We start from the raw sequence: 22,626 nt of genomic DNA, 5'->3' as shown, positions 1-22,626 counted from the left end.
CTTCTTTCCTCAAATCGCATTAATCCCCAATCCAACCATCACCAAAACCACAATCCATCCAATGATTTGCAGGAAATATGGATGTTTGTAAAGTCCCATAATTTTTGATTTTGTACTGGCAACCAATAGAATTCCCAGCGCGATTGGTAAAACGAAACCATTAAGCGTTCCCACAAAAATCAATACTTTAACCGGTTTGCCAACAAACAGAAAAACCGTTGTAGAAATGAGAATGAAAACTATGGTTAAATAGGTGTGATATTTTTCAAGAAAAGGATGAAAAGATCTCAGGAAAGATATGGAAGTATAAGCTGCTCCAACAACGGAAGTTATCGCCGCAGACCAGATCATCAACCCAAACATTTGTTTTCCAAATTGTCCGGCGGCATTTTCAAAAACAGAAGCAGTTGGGTTATCCGGATTGATATGTGCACCTGTTAGAATAATTCCCAAGGTTGCGAGAAACAGGAAATATCTAATAACAGCAGTTACCAGAATTCCCGTTGCTGCTCCACGGTTAACTTGTGGTAATGATTCTTTTCCTTTAATCCCTGAATCTAAAAGTCGGTGTGCTCCGGCAAATGAAATGTAGCCGCCGACCGTTCCGCCAACCAAAGTTAGCGTAGAAACCGCATTAAATTTTTCTGGCAAAAAGGTATGGTGAATGGCTTCTAAAAATGGGGGATGCGAAGTGAAAGCGACATAAAGGATTAGCCCGATCATGATTAAACCCAAAATCTTGGAAAAAGTATCCATCGCTTTTCCCGCTTCCTTGAATAGAAAAATCCCTATCGCCAGGGCAGCACTTACAACAGCGCCAGTTGCTACCGGAACACCTGTCATCGCCTCAATTCCCAATCCCGCACCGGCGACATTTCCAATATTAAAAGCGAGTCCTCCAATGACGATCAGAAAAGCCAATAGATATCCAAGCCCGGGAAAAAGTTCATTGGCAAGATCCTGCGCATGTTTTCCGGAAACCGTTACAATTTGCCAGATATTAAATTGGACACATAAATCAATTACAACTGAAATCAGAATAATAAAACCGAAACTCGTAGCAAGCTGCTCCGTAAAAACGGTTGTCTGAGTCAGGAAACCGGGTCCGACTGCGGAAGTTGCCATTAAAAAAGCAGCACCTAGAAGTGCCTTGGAGGATTTTTTGGAGGCCATCTGTTTTTGTGTTACAAAGAGTGAAAATTGGAGGTTACACAGAGAACCACGGAGTTCAAAAAGAGAACCACAGAGATTTTTAATGAGAAGAAAAATCTCTGTGGCACTCTGTGTAATTTAAACCGATGCACCGTATCCGCCGCCGCCGGGGGTTTCGATTGTAAGAATATCGCCTGCCTGAACTTCCAGGCTGCATATTCCGGGTAATTTTGTTCTGATATGATTTTTTGAAATCAAGGTGTGCTGACCCGTTTTCCCCTCTTCTCCACCATGCAAACCGTAAGGTGCATAACGGCGATGCTGTCCGAGCATCGTTACCTGCAAAGGTTCGAGAAATTCAAATTTTCTTATAATACCATCGCCGCCGCTAAATTTGCCGTCACCACCCGAATTTTTGCGAATTCCGAATTCGAGTAGTCGTACCGGATATTTTCTTTCCAATTGTTCGGGATCGGTAATTCTGGTATTCGTCATATGCTGATGAACTGCGGCTCGTCCGTTAAAACCTTTTCCTGCTCCAACACCGCCACCAATGGTTTCGTAATATCCGAAGTTTTTGTTTCCAAAAAGAAAATTGTTCATCGTTCCCTGGCTGCAAGCGGCGAGTTCGAAAGCCTTTAACAATGTATCCACAAGTCTTTGGCTAACTTCTGTATTTCCTCCAACAACAGCCGGACATTTCAAAGGATCATCAGAAAAATCAGGATGGAGAAAACTGTTGGCGGGTAGAATAATTTCTACGTTTTTCATCAATCCGTCATTCAGTGGTACTTCCTTATTAACGAGTAATCTTAGGACGTAAAGAATGGCGCTGTGTAAAATGGAAATATTTGCATTCAGGTTATTTGGATGAACGGAAGAGGTCCCGGTAAAATCAAAAACCTGTTTGTCTTTTTTTATAGAAATTGAAACCTGAATCCGGTAATCGTCATCGAGGAATTCTGTGGCTTCAAATGTCTGGCCTTCCAGTGCTTCCAATGCGTTTTTCAATTGAAGAACGGCACTGGTTTTGAGCAAGGTCATGTATTTTTTTACCACATCAACTCCATGAATTTCGACCAGTTTTAATAGCTGCTGACTTCCTTTTCTCAGTGCGGACAAGGCGGCAATAATATCGGCTTCGTTTGATAAAAAATTCCGAGTTGGATAAGCACAATTTGTAAAAAGATCATGAATTGTTTCCCACTGGAATTTACCTTCTTTTGTTAGATATTGAGGAAGAATAACAACTCCTTCTTCGGCGAGACAGGTAGCATCCGGCGGCATAGAGCCAGGAGTTTTTCCTCCAATTTCGGCATGATGCGCTCTGTTGATAACATAGCCCAGGCATTCACCGGAATCTGTAAAAACACCTGCAATCAAAGTGATATCCGGCAAATGTGATCCTCCGTATTTTGGATGATTTGTAATAATAACATCACCCGGACCAATATGAATTGCGTCACGAACCAGCCTGCCGCAAATTCCCATACTTCCCAAATGTACCGGAATGTGCTGTGCGTTGACCAGCAATTCTCCATCTGCATCCAATAGTGCGCAGGAGAAATCCAGTCGCTCTTTTACATTAACAGAAAAGGCAGTTCGTTGCAGCTGAACACCCATTTCTTCTGCTATTGCTTTGAAACGATTCGTGAAAAGTTGTAATGCTACTTCTTCACTTTGTTCTTCTGAAACAATGTTTTGACTGTTTGTTTTAAAAACAATTGCATCTTTATTTTCCTGAATTACCAGTTTCCAACCAGCAGGAACATAAGCTGTCGAAGTATTATTAAGCAAAATAGCGGGACCTGAAATCTCGTGTCGGGTTTCTAAAAGATCCCATTCATACAAATCAGAGACAGGGAAATATTCCTGGTTTTCTGATTTAAATAGTGGCTTAACCTGTCGTAAAGGAGAAATGATGTTGCCATCTTTCAGAATCGTGTTTGTTACGATTGGTTCTGCTTTTTCCTGAACTTTCAGTCGTATACTTTCCAGTTCTATAACCGCATTTTCGGGATAGTAACCAAATTGTGTAGTGTATAAATGCTTAAATTCTTCAAGGATCTGGTCGTTTTGGTATGCAACTTCAATAGTATTTTCTTGTCCTGCAAAACGTAAAAAAAGTGAGCAAAAGGCAATTTCGTAGGTATCAATATTTTGCTTGTGTAACTCAATTTCTGCGTTTTTCAGCAATTCATTTTTCCAGCTTTCAATTTGTATTTCAGCTTTGTCCCAGGGAAGTAAAACTTGCTTTGAAACAATAGTGCTGATCAATGCTTCACCGATTCCTACTGCACTGAAAAGTCCTGCATCGTAAGGAATAATCACACTTTTTATTTCCAAAAGATCGGCTAGCTGACAGCTGTGTAAACCACCGGCTCCACCAAAAGTGATCAAAGCATATTCCACCGGATCGATTCCCTTTTCTACCGAAATTTTTCTAATCGCATCGGCCATTTTTTCATTGGCAATTCTTTCAAGGCCAGTCAGGATTTCCTGTCCTGAAAGTGAATTTCCATTCTTTTCAAGAATAGCATTACGTAGTTTTTCCAGCGCTTCAAGAGCAGCTTCGGGACGGATTGGAATACCAAATTTTGCCGCATCCATTTTTCCAAGCAGCAGATTTACATCGGTTATTGTCAACGATCCACCCGCGCCATAACAAGCCGGACCAGGAGATGCACCTGCACTTTCAGGCCCGACCTGTAAAGTAAAACCATCAAACCAGCAAACGGAACCTCCACCTGCCGCAACGGTTTCTATGGCCAATGTTGGATTATGGAATTCAATTCCATCAATTTCGGTAATGTATTTTAATTCTGGCTCACCGTCAATTCTGGCCACATCCGTACTTGTACCGCCCATATCGAAAGTCAATACTTTGGAGAAACCAAGGCGTTTTGCAGCATTGGTTGCAGCCACCATGCCGCCAGCCGGCCCGCTAAGCAAACTGTCTTTTGCCTTAAAACCAGTCAGTTCAGCTAAACTTCCGGTGCTTGTCATAATTTTCAAGCTGCCTTCGTTCAGCGTATTTTTAATATTGGTCAGGTATTGATCTAAAACCGGATCAAGATAAGCGTTAACGACAGCCGTTTGTGTCCGCCTCAGATAATGTGAAAAAGGAAAAAGCTCAGATGACGCAGAAACATATTTCGAGCCGTTTTGTTTAAAAGCTGAGGCTACTGCGGTTTCATGCTGTTCATTTTGGTAAGAATGTAACAACGAAATAGCGATGGAATCAAAATGAATTCCAGGAAAGAGACTAAAATCAGTACTTTCCAATTCTTTAATAATCGTCCCTTCTGCATCAATTCGTTCATGAAGTTCGATGACATCATGATATAACAATTTCGGCTCCGGAATGTTAAGTTGAAAAAGTGAAGGACGCTGCTGATTTCCTATATAAAGCAAATCTTTAAACCCTTTTGTAACAACCAGTAACGTTTTTGCTCCTTTTCTTTCGAGCAAGGCATTGGTTCCTTTAGTTGTTCCAAGACGCATTTCAATAGTTGGAAGTGGATTTTTTAACGGTGTTTTGGTTAATAGCCTGGCTGCCAAAACCGGGGCTTCCTCTCCGCTGAATAATTCAAAATCGACATCTGCTACTTCCGGGAAATCTGTATCAAGTGTAATCGTGTGTTTTTCATAATCAATAGAAACCAGAAAAGCAGATGTTGCAGAAGTGCCAATTTTGACTTGATATCCTGCTAGTAAATTGTCATCATGTTTCCATGGAGATTCAAACTCGTAAACAAGCGGCCCGATTTTACGAGTAATTCTTCCTCGTAAACGCGCTGAGCTGAGCACTTTTATTCTGGTGATTAAACCATCGGGGTCAGTGGCAAGGCAATCTGTAAAAGTTCCTCCGGTATCAATACTGATTTTCCAGATCGGTTTTATTGACGTATTCAAAGTAATAGGATTAGCGCGAAAAGATTCAGTTACCAAATTACATCGTATTTTCTATAAAACCAGAGGATGGAGAATGGGACGATTAAATATTCGAAAATTGAATAAAATAAGCTGTTTTCATAAGCTTTTATTTCCATTGAGGGTACAAGAATTTACTTTTGAAAAATAGACCAAAGAAAAAAAATGATGACGTCCTGATTTTTTTACAGCGTTATATAACCTTTGCTCACTCCGGATATAATGTTAGTTTGATAGTGAAACTGAGATCTTTACTGAAAATAGAAAATCAATGGGAATAAGAGAAATGGTGCTTGAACAAGCTAAAAATGAAGGAATTGAACAAGGAATTGATATTGCAAAAGAAGAGATTGTGAAAAATTTGCTCCTGGTCGAGCGATTTACTGCGGCTGAAATTTCAAACTTCGCAGGAGTACCTGAAAAACTTGTGATCAAAGTGCGGAAGAGTTTAAAATAAATAATTTCTATATACATCCGGATAAAATTAAAGGCTCCAATGAGGAGCCTTTTGCTTGAATACCTGTTATCTTCAAATCTTAATTCAATAGTATTGAAATAATGGAAATTAATCCTCTTTAAAACATTTATGAATTTTTGTTTACTTCTGTTTTCAGTTCTTTTAATTTTTGTCCTGTTTTTTCTTACATCGGTTAAAAGTGGACTATATACCAGAATCCGTGTTTCTTTTATATTTTCTCTTATTGTCAATGCGGGGGTAGTATTCGTTTACAATGAGGTATTTTCCTTTTTTGATGCGTTAAATTCAACATCAATTTTCATTTTCTGGCTGACAGAAGTTTTGACTTTATCGGGATTGTTAGTCTACTGGAAATCAATAGATAAAATTAATATCTCTGAACTGTCTTCTTTAAAAAATGCTGTTGTCTTGAAGGGGTTAAGCAAAAGCAATAGAACAATTACCAGTGCCGCATTCTTGTTTTTTATAGCTCCTTTATTCTTTCTGGCGGTTTATTCTCCGCCAAATAATTTGGACGGGCACAACTATCATCTCAACCGTGTTCTTTCCTGGATAAATAACGGAAACCTTGAACATTTTCCAACGGTTTATATCCAACAGCTTTACCTGAATGTACTGGCCGAATATATTGTACTGGATACGATGTTGCTTTCAGGGTCTGATTATTTTGTCGGGCTGGTGCAGTTTGGCTCATTTATTGGCTCTCTGGCCGGGATAAGTCTGTTGGCAAAAAGGTTTGGGATGAAGGCGGATGGACAACTGCTTTCCATTATTTTCTTTCTTACGCTGCCAATCGGTATTTTTGAAAGTACAACTACTCAGGTAGATCTTATAGCCTGTTTTTTCTTCATTGCCTTTGTGTATTTCGGGTTTGAGTTACTTGAACGAAAATCCTGGCTTACAGTGCTGGGAATGCTTTTGTCTTTGTCTTTTGGAGGATTTACAAAGTATCCGATCTTTATTTTTGCTATTCCTTTTACTGCTTTTTTTGCACTTCGAATACTTTTACAATACGGAATTTCATATGCCACAAAAGTTCTGGCCGTAGCAATTGTCATTCTTGTTTTTACATTCTCACCATTTTTTTACCGAAATTATCAGCTGTTTGGTAATGTCATGTCTCCGAAGGAAAATACAGCACTTTTCTCAGAAAAAATTCCTGTCGACAAGCGTTCTGTTCGGTTTGCTTTATCGGGAATTGTCAAAAATATTGGATTGCATCTCGGGCTTCCCAACACGGATTATAACGAATTTATAACTTCGAAAATTAAAAATTTTCACGAGGTTATTGGCGTTGACATGGATGACAAAGCGATCAGGCTTGATCCATTTTCCGTACGTTATTCTGTTCACGAAGATATGGTACCGAACACCATACATCTCTTGTTGATGTTCCTGGCAACCATACCTTTGTTCTTCATCAAAGGAGCGTGGAATGTTAAATGGTTCTGGCTTTTTGCAATATTTGGATTTGTATTATTTTGTTCTCTCTTAAAGTTTCAGCTTTGGAGCACGCGCACGCACATGCCGTTTTTTGCAATGGGTGCTGTTTTGACTGCTTATGCGTATAGCCAGATTTTAAAGTGGAAAACGTGCTATCTCATAGTGCCTCTGATGCTGATGTCAACCGTATTTGTCTACGGGAATCCGAACAAAGCGCTGATCCCGATCGGGTACTATACAAAGAAAGTACTAGGGCATATTCCTATTGCATTTTGTGTCACGGACAGCGTTCGGTCAAAAGATTATGAAAGAAATCTGGGCGCTTTTTATGACTTTCCGGGGGGCGATAATTGTCATCCCTTAAAAAAATTACCAGATTACAAAGAGCGCGTGAAAATTTTCGATATTCTTGAGAACGCCGGATATTATGATGATGATAAATCAGCGACAGTTTTTGGCACAAGTCGTACCAAAGCTTACTTTTTAAGTCATCTGGATGATTATTACGGTTTTGAACCGCTACTTGAACATATTACTGGCGACAATAAGAATATCGGGGTTTTGTTTAAAAATGGAAATGGGTTTTATAATTACTGGACTGCTGTATCCCTAAAACTCAAAAATGCCGGAGAGATGAAATACATCCGGTATCTGAAAGATTTTACTATCTTGAAAAACGAGCAAAAAGGTTTTTGTTATGATTATATTTTGTGTGATGATGCGAGCTTGCTGAAGGAATTTGTACCCGAAAATAAAATTGCAGAAATTCATCATACTTCTGTGTTTTACCTGGTTAAGCTTAAAAATAGTAGTTGTGAACGGTTATTGTACTGAAAATCTGTTTACTTTAAGAATTGATTCGTTTTATCTGTTTTTTACTTTAACATGAAAAGAAATTTCCATTTTCACTGGATTATCGTGACCGTTTTGCTGCTTAAATCGGTGACTATTTTTGCACAAACCCAAGATCCCGTTCAATTCACAATTACGATGGCAAATCCGGCGAATCATACTTTTCATGTGGTAATGGATTGTAAGGTGGGGGCACATGAAACATCCAGATTGAAAATGCCGGCATGGTCGCCAGGATATTATCAGATCATGGATTTTGAATCTTTTGTCAGCAACTTTCAGGTTACGGATCAAGCAGGAACTAAGCTGTTTTTTGATAAAAAAGGTAAAAATGAATGGCATGTGGAAAAAGCCAAAGCGACTTCCTTACATGTTGAATATGATGTTTTGACAATGCGAGAGTTTGTCGGGACCAGTTTTTTAGATGAGGAACATGGTTACATCATTCCCGCCGGCTTATGCATGTATCTTGAAAACGAGATAAAAAGACCTGCTGAAATAACCATTAAGCCTTTTGACAAATGGAAAGATGTAGCAACCGGACTTGATTTGATTCCTGGAAAGGATTTTACTTATTCTGCACCAGATTTTGATATCCTTTACGATAGTCCAATTTTGATAGGAAATCTTGAAGAGTTGCCCGCATTTGAAGTCAAAGGAATTCCACATCGTTTTATAGGTTATAAAATGGGCGATTTTGACAAGGTGAAATTCATGCAGGATATCAAAAAAATGGTTGAAGCGGCTTCTGCTATTATCGGCGATATGCCGTACAAGCATTATACATTTTTGGCTATCGGGCCGGGAGGTGGAGGTATTGAACATTTGAATTCAACCGCGGTAAGTTTTGACGGAAAACTCCTGAATGATCCTGGAAAACGTCTCAGAATATTGAGCTTTTTGACGCACGAATATTTTCATCATTACAATGTAAAAAGGATTCGTCCGGTGGAACTGGGGCCTTTCAATTATGATAAGGGAAGCAAAACCAACATGCTTTGGGTTTCCGAAGGATTGACGGTTTATTATGAATATCCTGTTTTGAACCGTGCAGGTCTGATGACGCAGACACAAGTTTTGGACGCCTACAAAGCTTTGATTTTAGCTTTGGAAACGCAACCGGGAAGATTGTATCAGTCATTAGCACAAGCCAGTGCAGAAACCTGGTCGGAAGGGCCGAGCGGCAGAGTTAGTGATGAATTTAATAAAACAATTTCCTATTACATTAAAGGCCCGATTGTTGGTTTAATGCTGGATTTGAAGATCAGGCACGAAACAAATAATAAAAAATCGCTGGACGATGTGATGCGCACTTTGTATCAGGATTTTTACCAAAAACAGAACCGCGGTTTTACAGAAACGGAATTCAGGAAGGTTTGTGAGAAAGTGGCGGGAGCTTCATTGGATGAAATTTTCCATTACGTATATACAACTAAGGAGTTGGATTATGTGAAGTATTTCAATTATGCAGGATTGAATATTGATGTGACACCGAAACAATTACCAGGAGCGTATTTAGGAATAAAAGCAAAATTTCAAAATGACAGTTTGAAAGTTTCGAGCGTAGACTGGGATTCTCCGGCCTGGAAAGCGGGTGTTCGCAGAGGAAATGTTATCGTTGAAGTAGATGATAAGCCTGCTACGGAAGCCAGTATTGCTTATATTTTTGAAGATAAAAAGGCAGGAGAAAAAATGACCCTGAATCTGATAAAAAATGATACTAAAATCGCTTATCCAATTGTGTTAGGAACAAAATCCGAGCGATCCTTTGCAATTACTCCGGTTCCAAATCCTGATAAATTGCAGACGGCTATCCTGAAAGACTGGTTAAAATAATGTCCGTTTTACAAGATTATTTCAGAGAAGTTTCTTGAAGAAATCACGATGATATTCACGTGGAGATTTTCCGATTGTCTTTTTAAAAACACGGTTAAAGTTGGTAACATTATCAAAACCTGTTTTATAGGAGACATCGGAAAAACTATCAAATTTACCCGAAACGACAATCTTACAAGCTTCATTGATCCGTACTTCATTCAGGAAACTGATCAGCGTTTTGCCGGTATGTTTTTTGAAATAACGGCAAAATGCCTGAGGCGTAAGATTCGCGATGGAGGCGACTTCATTCAGTGTGATATGATTTTTATAATTCCCAACCACAAACTGGAAGATCTGGTCCATTCTTATTCCTTCAACATCAGACATAATTTGCTCGTTGTTGTTGGTTGACAAGGGTTTATTGTTTTTCAATGTAGAAAACAGATGCAGCAGTTCAATGAAAGAAGCCACTCGCAAGCTGTCGGCTTTTTCCATTATTTCTGTCATCGTTTTTTTTACCAATTCATAAGAATTTTCCTGAATTTGCAGACCGTTGTGTACGCCTTCAACAAATTTCCTTATCGCACCCATTTCAGGAAGTCGTAACAGATTCTGGAAAAGATGATCGGGATTGAAGAAAAAAGAGATCTCGTGCACGATCTTATTTTGTGAAGGATCATAATAAGCATCGTCACTTTTGAAAACATGTGACTGATTTGCTCCGATTATGTACACGTCACCCGGTTTGAAACGCTGCATATAATTTCCGGCAATGAGCATTCCTTCTCCTTCCTTTATCCAGGTTATCTGAACTTCCGGGTGCCGGTGCAGGTGATTGTAGAAATGTGGTATAACATTATCCTGAACTACAATCGTACTTTCCTTGGCAACGGGAATAGTGAATTGAACAACTTTCATAATGGGGTAATTTTAATTGTACGTTTTGGTAATTAAATATGCTAAAATTATCTATTTGTTGAATGTTATAATGTTGTTTAGGTTAATATTGGTATACTATTGCTTAATATTGAACAAAAAAATAGCCATCACTTTTTTGGTGATGGCTATTTTTTAGAAGTAATTCTTTATTCTTTAACAACTTTCATAACACCTGTCATTAATCTCCAATGGCCCGGGAATGTACAAACGTAAGGATAGTCGCCCAGATCTTTTGGAACAACAAATCGCAGACGATAAGTTTGTTCAGGATTTACAAGTGGTGTTGAAGCGATAATTTGCGGAATGTTCGGTACATAATTTTTCTCTGCACCGTCTTTTGCCGTGATCATTTTATCAGCTGCCGCTCCGATAATTTCCTTTGTTTTTGGTTTCCCGATAACCATATTATGCTGCATCGCATCCGGATTTTCAAAAACAATTTCAACCGTTTTTCCTGCAACAGCGGTAAACTCGGTAACACTGAACTTCATCTCTTCACGAATCGCTTTAATACGAACGATCTGAACATTAGGATCCGACGCCACCTCATCTTTGATACCGTAAGATTCCATCAGAACGGTAAGTTTCGAGCTCATATCATCCTGCGTATTTGCCTTTACAGTCGCAAGGAAAGTGCGATCGGCAGCGGTTGCTGTTTCTGTACGTTTTGGATTCCATGCACCCAAAACACCTTTCATGACAGCATTTCTTCCTTGCGGATCAAGATATTGTGCGGTATTGATAAGATCGATAACTTCACCTCCGGTAGCATAAGAAGTATAGCCACGTGCAGCGCGTTCCAACGAAAAGTCAGACAAACGATCCAGGCGCTTAACTTCAAAGCTTTTGGTTAATGTGTTATTTTTATTCTCGTCTTTTTCAGGAACAACGTTATCAACATCAACTGTGGCAGTAACATTTACTTTTCCTGCCTCATCGGATGTAAATCCGAAAGTGCTTCTCCACGGACCGTTATTTCCTTCTGTCAGTTTAATGGTTTCGCCCGGAGCAATGCCATTAACAAGCTGACGGCTAACATAATTAGAATTCAAAGAACGACTTCTAATTCCAACATTTACAACCGGAACCAGATCTTTGGGAACCGCAACGCTACCTTGATTAGTAATTTCAATGGTCACTTTTGCATATTCACGAACGTATGGCGTAACTGGCTCAATAGTAATATTCGTGATCGCCAGTTCCGCAGAACCCTGAACGGTAACTTTATTTGCTTCGTGACCATCATGGTTCATTTTGGAATGATCCATAGCTGTTTTGTCTTCGCCAATAGTGGAAGGCTTTTGTAATTTTGCCTTTTTCACACGTTCAGCTAAATAATCTTTCCGAAGTTTTCCATCATGTGAGTTTAAAATTGCAGCGAAAGCATCCGGCATCCAGCGGTCATCTGCCTGTGCATATGTATCAAGCAATCCTAAAACGGCGATTTCAATTTCAGGCGTCAATGGGATTTCACTAAAAGCCAAAAGGCTGTTTAGTACTACTAATTGTTCTTTGTCATGTAAGGCATCAACAGCAAGTAAAGTTTTTCCGGTTGCAACTGTGCGTGGTAAAACCTGAACTGCTGTTTTACGAACAGCGTTACTCGGATGTTTTAATGCAGCAGTCACAGCAGCTAAAACTGTTGGGTCTTCAATGGCATTTAATCCTTGTAAAGTCCATAATGCATGAATCGCAGCCGTATTCAAACCAACTTCATCTACCGATTTATCATTAACCAAAGCAATTAATTGGGGAACTACATCTTTTTGTCCACGTTCAACCAACAATCTTTGTGCGTGACGTCTCCATAACATATTGTTGTTTTTCAACGTAGCAACCAATTCTTCCGGGCGACTTTTGCTTAAAGAAATCGGCGTATAAGCCGGTGCCTTTTTCCATGCTACACGGTACAAGCGACCATGAGTGAAATCACGTAAATCAGTTTCATATGCATTTCCATGTCCATTTTCAGAACCTTTTGGTGTTGGATTGTGCTGAATAATGTAACTATACCAGTCAGCAATCCACACAGCTCCGTCTGGTCCAACTTCGGCAAAAACCGGAGCTACCCATTCGTCAGCTCCTGCAAGGAGGTTGAAACCTAGATTATCTTCATAATCCGTTCCTTTTTTTACCATCATATTCTGGTGAAGAATGTGTCCGGTCGGCTCAGAAACGAATGCTACATTATTCCAGTATTTTTTCGGAAATGCACGGGCTGTGTAAAAGTTTTGTCCCGCCGCAGCTGTAAATCCACCAAAAACGTCCACCTGACGTACTTTTGGCGTAATCGGCTGCATGTCTTTATGCGTATCCGTACTGCGACTTCCGTTATCAACCTTGCTCGCTCCAAAATAACGATTTGGAATAGCGCTGTACCAGCCATGAGAGTTATTAGCAGTTGATCCAAACAAATCACCAGCCTCATTGAAACCTAAACCCCATGTATTATTAGAAGTTTTAGCAACGATTTCCATATCTGAACCGTCTGGTTTGAAACGGAAAAGTGCTTGTCCGAAATCCAGGGAATCGCTTTTTCCAACTTTTCCTTTAAAACCGGAATATCCTACCGATCCATAAACCCAGTTGTCAAAACCGTAATGCATGTTGGACGGTCCTGCATGTGTATCGCCAGTTCCAAATCCTGTGAAAAGAATTTTCTTCACGTCAGCTTTATCATCGCCATTGGTATCCTGTAAAAACAGCATATGTGGCGCCTGAGAAACGATCAGACCGCCATTGGCAAAAACCAATCCGGTAGGGATACTCAAATCATCAGCAAACTTTGTGAATTTATCAGCTTTGCCGTCTTTGTTGGTATCTTCACAAATCAGGATATAATCGCTTCCGCCGGTATCTTTACGCTCGTTTGGATAATCTTTTGTGATCAATACAAATAATCTTCCGCGCTCATCCCAGGTCATCGCGATCGGATGCATAACGTCGGGTTCGTGGGCGAAAACATCCAGCGTAAAATCTACCGGAATCTGGATATGCTTAACCGATTCTTCCGGAGAAAGTGGCAATTGCTGTAATTGCGGGCCAGGACGCTGTTCGTAATTGGGAAGTTTTGCTTCACGATATTCAAACGGTTTTGGAGCCAAAGCCACAAAAGCCTTTTTTGCATCGTCATTAACAGCCCAAAGAATTCCTTTTTCCAATAAATCCTGAAAACCAGGTGTTGCCCAGGTACGTTCGTCATGGCCATAAGCTGTATAAAAAACGCGTCCTTTTCCATGCGTACGAACCCAGGTATACGGTTCTTTTTCGGCGCCTGGTTTGTCTTTTGCCTGATCTTTCTGGATAATGCGTTCCGTAAGAATTACATTATCAGGTTGTAATAGTTTATGCAAATACGTTTCGTCAACCGTTTTAAATGGTTTTACACCCGCAATGGCAGGATGATCGGGTTTGGTCCAAACCGGCTGAATAGTATCCCAGGTATGTCTCCAGAATTGCCCACCGATCAGCTTTACAACTTCCGGATTATTACGGAAACAGTAGGAAGCACAGTGAACAGGGACAAAACCTTTTCCACTCGCAACATAATCCAGTAATGCTTTTGCTTGCTGTGGAGCGATAGAATCCCAGTTTGCATAAAGCATTAATGCATCATATTTATTCAATGTTTCGGGATTAAGATCATTCAAATCGTCCGTGTAAGTGAAGTTTATTCCCTTCGGCCCTAGCGCGGCCATGATTTGAGGAACACGTTCAGAAGATTTGTGATGACCGATGGTATCACCCAGGAATAATACCTCAATCCTGCGGCCTTTGGCCTCTGTTTTGCTCACAGCCGCTGTCTGTGAGGATTGATGGACAGCACATCCCAAAAGGAAAATACCAAGTAAAAAGGATAAGGCTCTGGTTTTCATTTAATTGTTAAAATATGTTTTTGTATTTCCTACTCTTTGAATTCTAATTGTCCCAAGTTGAAATGTTCTGAAAGTCAAACAGATATTGCTCCTGATAATTAATTTCAAAATCATTTAACATCTTAATATACTCTTCTTTAAATGTACGTGTCTTGTGATGCATTTCCTGATTTCCTATGTATTTTATTACAGGATCAATCTGTGATCGGCTGTATGAAAAAGCACCGTATCCTTTTTGCCAATTAAAGCCAAAAGCTTTGAATTTCTCTTTCAAAAATTTGTTTGATGATGTTTTAATCTCCTCAACCAAATTCGGTATTGAAATGACAGGATTATATCCGATAAAAATATGAATGTGATCCGGCATTCCATTTATAGCCAGTGACTTCGATTTTTGTTTCGTTATAATTCCACCTATGTAAGCGTACAATTCGTCTTTCCAGGCTTTTTTAATTAGGCTTTCCCTGCCCTTAACAGAAAAAACAATTTGGATGTATAGTTGTGTGTAAGTGTCTGCCATTGCAATTTGATATAGTGTGTGAATCGTAAATATTTCGGTGCTCTGCACCTCGGCTCGGTTTGTGTTAATAATTGTTTCTACAAATATTTCGGTGCTCTGCACCTTGGCCTGGTTTGTGTTAATGATTGTTTCTACAAATATTTCAGTGCTCTGCACCTTGGCCTGGTTTGTGTTAATGATTGTTTCTACAAATATTTCAGTGCTCTGCACCTTGGCTGGTTTGTGTTAATGATTGTTTCTACAAATATTTCGGTGCTCTGCACCTTGGCCTGGTTTGTGTTAATGATTGTTTCTACAAATATTTCGGTGCTCTGCACCTCGGCTCGGTTTGTGTTAATAATTGTTTCTAGCAATATTTCGGTGCCCTGCACCTCGGCTCGGTTTGTGTTAATGATTGTTTCTACAAATATTTCGGTGCTCTGCACCTTGGCTCGGTTTGTGTTAATGATTGTTTCTACAAATATTTCAGTGCTCTGCACCTTGGCTCGGTTTGTGTTAATGATTGTTTCTACAAATATTTCGGTGCTCTGCACCTTGGCTCGGTTTGTGTTAATAATTGTTTCTAGCAATATTTCGGTGCCCTGCACCTCGGCTCGGTTTGTGTTAATGATTGTTTCTACAAATATTTCGGTGCTCTGCACCTCGGCTCGGTTTGTGTTAATAATTGTTTCTAGCAATATTTCGGTGCCCTGCACCTAGGCTCGGTTTGTGTTAATAATTGTTTCTAGCAATATTTCGGTGCCCTGCACCTAGGCTCGGTTTGTGTTAATGATTGTTTCTACAAATATTTCGGTGCTCTGCACCTCGGCTCGGTTTGTGTTAATAATTGTTTCTACAAATATTTCGGTGCCCTGCACCTCGGCTCGGTTTGTGTTAATGATTGTTTCTACAAATATTTCGGTGCCCTGCACCTAGGCTCGGTTTGTGTTAATGATTGTTTCTACAAATATTTCGGTGGGTTGTACCTCGGCTCGGTTTGTGTTAATAATTGTTTCTAGCAATATTTCGGTGCTCTGCACCTTGGCTCGGTTTGTGTTAATAATTGTTTCTAGCAATATTTCGGTGCACTGCACCTCGGCTCGGTTTGTGTTAATGATTGTTTCTACAAATATTTCGGTGCTCTGCACCTTTGTTACTACCAGCAATATTGCAATACTCAGTCAGGTGCGGAGCACCGAAATATTTGTAGAGAAGTAATTTTCCACCAACCAAGCCAAGGTGCGGAGCACCGTAATAATTGATTCAATGACTACGCTTCAATTTTAACTGAAAATTCTCACGCATTTTTAAAATCCGGCAACTGAATCAATGCTCCACCTTGCAAAGCAGATTCATGTGCCAAAATCCCAACACTCGTCCAGTTTGCCGATTGCCATGCATTAGGGAATGGATCGCGATCTTCTATCAATGCTGAAATAAATTCATTTGCCAAATGTGGATGCGAACCTCCGTGTCCGCCACCCTGAACAAACGAAAGATGTGAATTATCATCCGCATCATAAACACCATGACCTGTAAATTGTTGAATTTCAGCAGGCAGTAAATGTGCATAATCAGGGGTTTTCACATGCTCTGCAATTTCGTGTTCCGGTTTTTTAGCCGTATGAATCACAGGATCTTCGCCTTCAATCAATGGCCATTCAAAAGATTTTTTGCTTCCGTAAACCTCAAAACTTTCACGATACTGGCGGGCAACATCGAAAAGTGAACGGTATACATAAGCCGACAAATCGCTATCCTTAAATTTTATATGTGCAGATTCCACAGCAAAAGGAGAATTGTGAATCTTCGCCAGATCTTCGCTTATCGTTCCTGATCCAAAACAGGAAACATATTCAGCTTCCAGTTTCAATAATCCGGCAACTGGTCCAACGCAATGCGTTGCATAATGCATTGGAGGCAAACCTGGCCAATAGTCAGGCCATCCTTCCATATCTTGCTGGTGACTGGCTTTCAAAAATTGTATTTTACCCAGTTCTCCTTTTTCATATAATTCTTTCACAAACAGAAACTCACGTGCATAAACCACGGTTTCCATCATCATATATTTTTTACCGGTTTCATTACAAACCTTCACAATTTCCATGCAATCTTCAACACTGGTTGCCATAGGAACCGTACAAGCCACATGTTTTCCTGCGCGTAATGCTTTTAATGTTTGTTCAGCATGGTTTGGAATAGGGGAGTTGATATGGACAGCGTCAACTTTTGGGTCATTCAAAAGGTCTTCATAACTTGTGTAGCGCACATCAATGCCATACTGGTCGCCAACGGCATTTAATTTCGATTCTGTACGCTGACAAATTGCATACATATTAGCGTTGGGATGACGCTGATAAATGGGAATAAATTCGGCTCCAAAGCCGAGACCAACAATAGCAATGTTAATTTGTTGTGACATATAAAGTAAAGGATTAAAGATTCGGTTTGTTCCTTTTCAAATTCAGATTTTGAATTTGAAAAGACAGATTTCTGGATATTTCCAATTCTGATGAAAAAGAGCGCAGGGTTGGACCGTAACTCATTTATTAACAATACAATTTTACAGCAAAATAATGCTAAAAACTTTCTTTCTTTTGATTAGTAATGACTGTATTTTGACTTTTTTTTAAGTTTTAAATCTATTTTAAGCAAAATATAGCTATAACTGAAAATCGATCAAAGGAATATTTCAATCTAAATTATAAATAAAAAAATATGGTAAGACCGGCTACTCCTGCTGATGCAATTACCGTGGCACCATTGATGATTTTAGCTATGGGACATATCGCCGGGATTTTTGCAAATTCCGAAAATCATGAAGATGCAATCCCGCTTTTTGAAATGTTTTTCAGAATGGAAAACAATCAGTATAGTTATGTTAACACGCTGGTTTATGAAAATGAGATGGGCGTTGTAGGTTCTGTAACGGGCTATGACGGAAAACGCCTGCACGAATTAAGGCAACCGATCCTGGATGAGTTGAGGAAATCAGATCCGGATTTTACCCCTAATGATGAAACGGAAGCTGGCGAATATTATCTGGATTGCGTTAATGTTGATGAAAATCAGCAGGGCAAAGGAATTGGAAAAATATTAATCAACGCTTTTTGTGAGCTTGGTTTTAATCTGGGTCATAAACGGATCGGATTAATTGTTGATCTGGATAATCCGGCAGCGAAGAAACTGTATACGAATCTCGGATTTTATGACGCGGGGAAAAGGGATTTCATGGGTCATCAATATTTCCATATGGTAAAAGATTATGATAAAATAATGGTATAGAATTTCACTAAATAGATTTAGCGGTATTTTTCATTCAAGATTTGAAAAAGCATTAACTTGTGTTCTCCTAACCTTAACAATAGAATAATTTCTTGATGAAAACCCGCCTTATTTCGTTGGACGTCCTGCGCGGACTGACCATTATTCTCATGACGATAGTCAACAATCCCGGCGATTGGGGACACGTTTATTCACCGCTTTTGCACGCAGAATGGCACGGCTGCACACCGACTGATCTGGTATTCCCAACATTCCTTTTTATTGTAGGTGTTTCCGTGGTTTTAGCCACGCCGCAAAAAATCCTGAACGCGAATTCTTTTCAAAAAATAATAACACGGACGATACGGATTTTCTGTCTCGGTATGTTTTTATATTTCTTTTCAAAGATCCATGCGTTTGGGCTTGAAGGTTTACTGCTCTTAGGATTTCGGCTTATTTTGACCGCCATAATCGTTGTGGCACTTTTTAGTGATTATGACAAAAAACTGCAATTTTACTTAGCACTGGCAGTTTTCGTCATCATGATGATTCTGGCCTTTGGTGGATTTAAAGATTATGAAACCGTCAGAATTCCGGGCGTTTTACAGCGAATTGCTATCGTCTATTTTATTGTTTCAATATTATATCTCAAAACGAATTGGAAAACGCAGGCGATTTTTGGTGTAACCGTTTTACTGACTTACTGGGCGTTAATGACGTTAATTCCGGTGCCAGGCGTTGGAGAACCCAACTTTGAAAAAGGTACAAACCTGGCTGCCTGGCTGGATAATTATCTGCTTCCCGGCCATTTATGGATAACTTCCAAAACCTGGGATCCGGAAGGAATTCTTAGCACACTTCCTGCTATTGGAACTGGTATTGCCGGACTATTGGTTGGAACATTGCTGACAAATTCTTTTTCAAAAGACAAAAAAGCGCTCTATCTTTTCATTGGAGCGATTTCGGGAATTGTTATTGGCTTAATCTGGAATACTGTTTTTCCAATTAATAAAGCACTTTGGACGAGTTCATACGTGTTGTACGCCGCGGGTATCGCGTCACTTTGCCTTGTTATTTTGTATTACGTTATTGACGTTTTAGGCATTTCCGGCTGGACGAAATTTTTCGTGATTTTTGGTGTAAATCCCATGGTTGTATTTTTCTTTTCCGGGATTATTCCAAGAGTTTTAAGTGGAATTAAAGTGGCATATCCAAATGATCCGGCACATGAGCCGATTGGCTTGCAGGTTTACTTTTACGAGTTTAAATTATCTCCGCTTTTTTCAGATCCTATCAACGCTTCGTTGGCTTATGCACTTACTTATCTGACTTTATGGTTTGTGATTTTGTATATTCTTTACCGGAACAAACTGGTGTTCAAGGTGTAAAATAATGTAAGTTTTTTGTCTAAATTGCTCTTAGAATTAAAACCGGCTCCGAAATTATCGAAGCCGGTTTTTGTATTTTAATGTTTCCACTTACCAAATTTCCCTTCCTGATAATCAGCATAAGCCTCCTGGATTTCTAATCGGGTATTCATCACAAACGGACCCTGTGCTACAACGGGTTCATTGTTTGGCAATGCATGGCCAATTAGTAACAGGCTTTTTTCAGTTGCTTCAATTTGAATAGTTCCTTCGTTATCATCAAATTCAACCAGATTCAGTTTGTCAATTTTTTCGCCATTCACAATTAGTTGACCGCTGATCAAATAAAATAAAACTGTTCTTCCTTCGGGAATTGTGATGGAATATTTTCCTTCTTTTTCAAAAGATATTGTAGCCAGATGAATATCGGCTAATGACTGGATCGCAGCTTTTTCTCCTTCCCAATTTCCGGAAATGGCGTCGATTATAACTTTTCCATCATCCAAAATCAGATGTGGAATTTCATCTTTTTGCAGACCAATATAGGCTGGATCAACATTTTTAAATTTCGCAGGCAGATTAACCCAAAGCTGCAAAATCTCAACATTGCCGCCATTTTTCAAGAATTCTTTGGATGAATTTTCGGAATGAATTATCCCTTTTCCGGCCGTCATCCATTGAATTCCGCCCGCTTCAATTTTACTGTTATAACCTGTGTTGTCGGTATGCACAATATCGCCGTCAACGATAAAAGTTACTGTTTCAAAACCTTTGTGCGGATGTGGGCCGAAGGGCAATCCACGGTTATTTGCCGGATAAATCTGTGGCCCGTGATGGTTCAGGAAAAGAAATGGTTCCAGCGCATCGATCGCTACTTCCTGTGAAGGCATCACGCGGTAGGTGTCCAAACCACCCATATCTGTATAACCGGCTTTATATTTTGCTATAATCTTTTTCATATGTATTCTTCTGGAAATGTATTTTAGTAATGCATTTTTGAGAAGAAAAGTTTGGTAGAAAAGTAGACTAGCTTTTTTGGGGATGATAAGGAATTTTGTTTACCCGTCCGACGGCAGAAAAAGCCGTCGGACGGGTGGCCCGGTCGGAAGGCTTTTTGGCCGCCCGACCGGTATTGAAAACTGCCAATCTTAAAGAGAAATTAATTTTGGAACTTGCAGATTTTCAATATTTGATTTGATAAAAGAAAAACCATCACGCATCAGTTGTTCTTCCGATTCAAACATTTTTCGCCAGATATTAGCAACGGGCAATTTCGGACTGAAAGCTTCTATACTAATCCAGCCATCATATTTCAGATCGCGAATCGCATCAAAAATTCCATCCCAATCTACATTACCTTTTCCTGGCGTCGATCTGTCATTTTCAGATAGCTGGATGAAAGAAATCCTGTCGCCCATTTTCCGCATCGTATCGCCGATATTTTTCTCCTCAATATTTGCGTGAAAAGTATCAAACATTATCTTGCAATTTGGATGATTGACTTCGTCAACAAAACGGATTAATTCGTCTCCGCAGCTTGTGAGATATAATTCGAAGCGGTTCAGATATTCAAGACCCAAAGTGATATCGAGTTCTCCGGCATAATCAGCCAGTTCACGAATACTGTCAACGCCCCATTTCCATTCATCCTGAGTAGCAGGCTGTCCGGTGAAAACACCTAATGCCGAATGATATGGTCCCATTAATTTAGTTGCACCCAAAACCAGCGAACAGTCAATAACACGTTTCAAATGCTCCAAAGTTGATTTGCGCATTGCGGGATCTGCGCTTATCAAATGATTATCCGGACCGCAAATTGTATCGGTTTCACAAGCAAGTCCCAGGTCGTCCAGTTTTTTGCGAAATTTAAACCAGTGTTCGGGATTGGTATTGAATATAGGTACTTCAACCCCGTCAAATCCAATTTCTTTTATTAGTTCAAGGGTAGGGAAAAGTGAGTCGTCAATTTGATTTCCCCAGAGGAGAAGATTCATGCTGTATTTCATGCGGAGTATTTTTTTTAATACAATTTTACAACAACAAAATACTAAATACTTTTCATCATTTGATTAGTACTAGCTGTATTTTGACTTTTGTTTAAATATGTTTGCTAATTTTGGCAAAATTCAGATAAGTCGTTTTACTATGAAAGCTCCGATCCATAAAAATATTGAAAGCCAGGTACGCCTGGTGACGGTGCAAGAATTAAAAGAGCCACATTTTGATCCAAACTGGCATTTTCATCCGCATTATCAGCTTTTCACGGTTTTGGAAGGAACAGGAAAACGTTTGATCGGAGATTCAATTCATACTTTTGAGCCGGGTGATACTGTTTTTCTCGGACCTGATATTCCGCATTTATGGAGAAGCGATCCGGCCTATTTTGGTGGAAATGCTGAGTTGTCGACACATGGTATCGTACTTTATTTTCAGGAAGATTTCTTAGGAAAGGAATTTTTCGAAAAATCAGAAATGCTTGCTTTAAAGCAGCTACTGATCGATTCAAAGCGGGGAATTGCTTACAAAGGAATGTTGCGCGATCACATTTGTCAGGAACTTTTGGAATTAAGAAGTGCCGAAGGATTTTCAGGAATATTAAGGCTTCTAACTTTGCTGGATAAACTGGCACATGAAGATGGGGGCACGCCGATAGCCAGTTACGGCTACGTTAATACCTACAAAGTTTCAGAAACAGAAAGAATGCAAAAGGTGCATAATTATGTTCTTCAGCATTTTTCCCAGGAAATCAGGCTGGGTGATGTTGCGTCGTTGGCGGGTATGAGCGAAGCTGCATTTTGCCGGTATTTCAAAGCTCGTTCCAACAAAACATTTATTGATTTTGTAAACGAAATAAGAATCGGCCACGCCTGCAAATTGCTTCTGGAGGATCAATGGACAATCGCGCAAATCGCCTATGACAGTGGTTTTGATTCTCTATCAAATTTTAACCGGAATTTTAAAAGATACATCGGCCACACCCCAAGAGAATATAAGGGAAATTATTAG

General features: G+C 39.7%; 14 protein-coding genes. 6 read left to right on the top strand and 8 right to left on the bottom strand.

What is annotated here, in order from left to right; translation table 11 throughout:
- Window positions 1-9 precede the first annotated feature (9 nt).
- Both FDK13_RS22975 and FDK13_RS22970 read right to left on the bottom strand, forming a co-directional pair.
- The gene (locus FDK13_RS22975) at window positions 10-1,173 is read right to left on the bottom strand and encodes an NRAMP family divalent metal transporter (RefSeq protein WP_137342348.1); all 1,164 of its coding nucleotides are present in this window, start codon (window positions 1,171-1,173) and stop codon (window positions 10-12) included.
- Between the two features lie 117 nt (window positions 1,174-1,290).
- Window positions 1,291-5,067: a hydantoinase B/oxoprolinase family protein gene (locus FDK13_RS22970; protein WP_137342347.1), complete on the bottom strand. Its 3,777-nt coding sequence runs from the start codon at window positions 5,065-5,067 to the stop codon at window positions 1,291-1,293.
- A 289-nt stretch (window positions 5,068-5,356) separates the two neighbouring features.
- Between FDK13_RS22970 and FDK13_RS22965 the strand changes: the two genes are divergently transcribed.
- The 3 genes from FDK13_RS22965 to FDK13_RS22955 all read left to right on the top strand — a co-directional run bounded on the left by FDK13_RS22965 (window position 5,357) and on the right by FDK13_RS22955 (window position 9,694).
- Entirely contained in the window at window positions 5,357-5,542 is a 186-nt protein-coding gene (locus tag FDK13_RS22965) for a hypothetical protein (RefSeq protein WP_137342346.1), read from the top strand.
- A gap of 129 nt (window positions 5,543-5,671) precedes the next feature.
- Complete coding sequence (locus tag FDK13_RS22960) at window positions 5,672-7,840, top strand: ArnT family glycosyltransferase (RefSeq protein WP_137342345.1); 2,169 nt, start codon at window positions 5,672-5,674, stop codon at window positions 7,838-7,840.
- Between the two features lie 51 nt (window positions 7,841-7,891).
- On the top strand, window positions 7,892-9,694 hold the full coding sequence (locus FDK13_RS22955) for a M61 family metallopeptidase (protein WP_137342344.1): 1,803 nt from the start codon (window positions 7,892-7,894) through the stop codon (window positions 9,692-9,694).
- A 21-nt stretch (window positions 9,695-9,715) separates the two neighbouring features.
- Here the strand turns inward: FDK13_RS22955 and FDK13_RS22950 are convergent, their stop codons facing one another.
- From FDK13_RS22950 to FDK13_RS22935, 4 genes are all read right to left on the bottom strand, one after another.
- Entirely contained in the window at window positions 9,716-10,594 is an 879-nt protein-coding gene (locus FDK13_RS22950) for an AraC family transcriptional regulator (RefSeq protein ID WP_137342343.1), read from the bottom strand.
- Between the two features lie 167 nt (window positions 10,595-10,761).
- Window positions 10,762-14,490 (bottom strand): PVC-type heme-binding CxxCH protein, encoded by a 3,729-nt coding sequence (locus tag FDK13_RS22945; RefSeq protein WP_137342342.1) that lies wholly within the window; start codon window positions 14,488-14,490, stop codon window positions 10,762-10,764.
- A gap of 43 nt (window positions 14,491-14,533) precedes the next feature.
- Window positions 14,534-15,010 (bottom strand): IS200/IS605 family transposase, encoded by a 477-nt coding sequence (gene tnpA, locus FDK13_RS22940; protein ID WP_137342416.1) that lies wholly within the window; start codon window positions 15,008-15,010, stop codon window positions 14,534-14,536.
- A gap of 1,276 nt (window positions 15,011-16,286) precedes the next feature.
- Window positions 16,287-17,411, bottom strand: a complete 1,125-nt coding sequence (locus FDK13_RS22935) for a Gfo/Idh/MocA family protein (RefSeq protein ID WP_137342341.1) — start codon at window positions 17,409-17,411, stop codon at window positions 16,287-16,289.
- Between the two features lie 296 nt (window positions 17,412-17,707).
- Between FDK13_RS22935 and FDK13_RS22930 the strand changes: the two genes are divergently transcribed.
- Both FDK13_RS22930 and FDK13_RS22925 read left to right on the top strand, forming a co-directional pair.
- Window positions 17,708-18,274, top strand: a complete 567-nt coding sequence (locus tag FDK13_RS22930) for a GNAT family N-acetyltransferase (RefSeq protein WP_137342340.1) — start codon at window positions 17,708-17,710, stop codon at window positions 18,272-18,274.
- Window positions 18,275-18,369: 95 nt separating this feature from the next.
- Complete coding sequence (locus FDK13_RS22925) at window positions 18,370-19,641, top strand: acyltransferase family protein (RefSeq protein ID WP_170982886.1); 1,272 nt, start codon at window positions 18,370-18,372, stop codon at window positions 19,639-19,641.
- A gap of 77 nt (window positions 19,642-19,718) precedes the next feature.
- Here FDK13_RS22925 and FDK13_RS22920 read toward each other — a convergent pair whose 3' ends face one another.
- Together FDK13_RS22920 and FDK13_RS22915 are read right to left on the bottom strand one after the other, a co-directional pair.
- Window positions 19,719-20,579: a pirin family protein gene (locus FDK13_RS22920; protein WP_137342338.1), complete on the bottom strand. Its 861-nt coding sequence runs from the start codon at window positions 20,577-20,579 to the stop codon at window positions 19,719-19,721.
- A gap of 189 nt (window positions 20,580-20,768) precedes the next feature.
- Window positions 20,769-21,626 carry a sugar phosphate isomerase/epimerase family protein gene (locus FDK13_RS22915; protein ID WP_137342337.1) on the bottom strand — a complete coding sequence of 286 codons (858 nt, stop codon included), beginning with the start codon at window positions 21,624-21,626 and terminating at the stop codon, window positions 20,769-20,771.
- A 139-nt stretch (window positions 21,627-21,765) separates the two neighbouring features.
- On the opposite strand from FDK13_RS22915, the gene FDK13_RS22910 reads away from it, so the two are divergent.
- Complete coding sequence (locus FDK13_RS22910) at window positions 21,766-22,626, top strand: AraC family transcriptional regulator (RefSeq protein WP_137342336.1); 861 nt, start codon at window positions 21,766-21,768, stop codon at window positions 22,624-22,626.

The sequence above is a fragment of the Dyadobacter frigoris genome (assembly GCF_005280585.1).
In the GTDB taxonomy this organism is placed as follows: domain Bacteria; phylum Bacteroidota; class Bacteroidia; order Cytophagales; family Spirosomataceae; genus Dyadobacter; species Dyadobacter frigoris.
The sequence above is the reverse complement of the archived record's forward strand: the minus strand, read 5'-3'. Positions and strand labels throughout refer to the sequence as shown.

Bases quoted from the DNA above. Each gene is read 5' to 3' on its own strand.
- FDK13_RS22955 (WP_137342344.1), top strand. From the start codon at position 7,892: ATGAAAAGAAATTTCCATTTTCACTGGATTATCGTGACCGTTTTGCTG.
- FDK13_RS22925 (WP_170982886.1), top strand. From the start codon at position 18,370: ATGAAAACCCGCCTTATTTCGTTGGACGTCCTGCGCGGACTGACCATT.
- tnpA (WP_137342416.1), bottom strand. From the start codon at position 15,010: ATGGCAGACACTTACACACAACTATACATCCAAATTGTTTTTTCTGTT.
- FDK13_RS22975 (WP_137342348.1), bottom strand. From the start codon at position 1,173: ATGGCCTCCAAAAAATCCTCCAAGGCACTTCTAGGTGCTGCTTTTTTA.
- FDK13_RS22960 (WP_137342345.1), top strand. From the start codon at position 5,672: ATGAATTTTTGTTTACTTCTGTTTTCAGTTCTTTTAATTTTTGTCCTG.
- FDK13_RS22915 (WP_137342337.1), bottom strand. From the start codon at position 21,626: ATGAAATACAGCATGAATCTTCTCCTCTGGGGAAATCAAATTGACGAC.
- FDK13_RS22920 (WP_137342338.1), bottom strand. From the start codon at position 20,579: ATGAAAAAGATTATAGCAAAATATAAAGCCGGTTATACAGATATGGGT.
- FDK13_RS22935 (WP_137342341.1), bottom strand. From the start codon at position 17,411: ATGTCACAACAAATTAACATTGCTATTGTTGGTCTCGGCTTTGGAGCC.
- FDK13_RS22910 (WP_137342336.1), top strand. From the start codon at position 21,766: ATGAAAGCTCCGATCCATAAAAATATTGAAAGCCAGGTACGCCTGGTG.
- FDK13_RS22965 (WP_137342346.1), top strand. From the start codon at position 5,357: ATGGGAATAAGAGAAATGGTGCTTGAACAAGCTAAAAATGAAGGAATT.
- FDK13_RS22930 (WP_137342340.1), top strand. From the start codon at position 17,708: ATGGTAAGACCGGCTACTCCTGCTGATGCAATTACCGTGGCACCATTG.
- FDK13_RS22945 (WP_137342342.1), bottom strand. From the start codon at position 14,490: ATGAAAACCAGAGCCTTATCCTTTTTACTTGGTATTTTCCTTTTGGGA.
- FDK13_RS22950 (WP_137342343.1), bottom strand. From the start codon at position 10,594: ATGAAAGTTGTTCAATTCACTATTCCCGTTGCCAAGGAAAGTACGATT.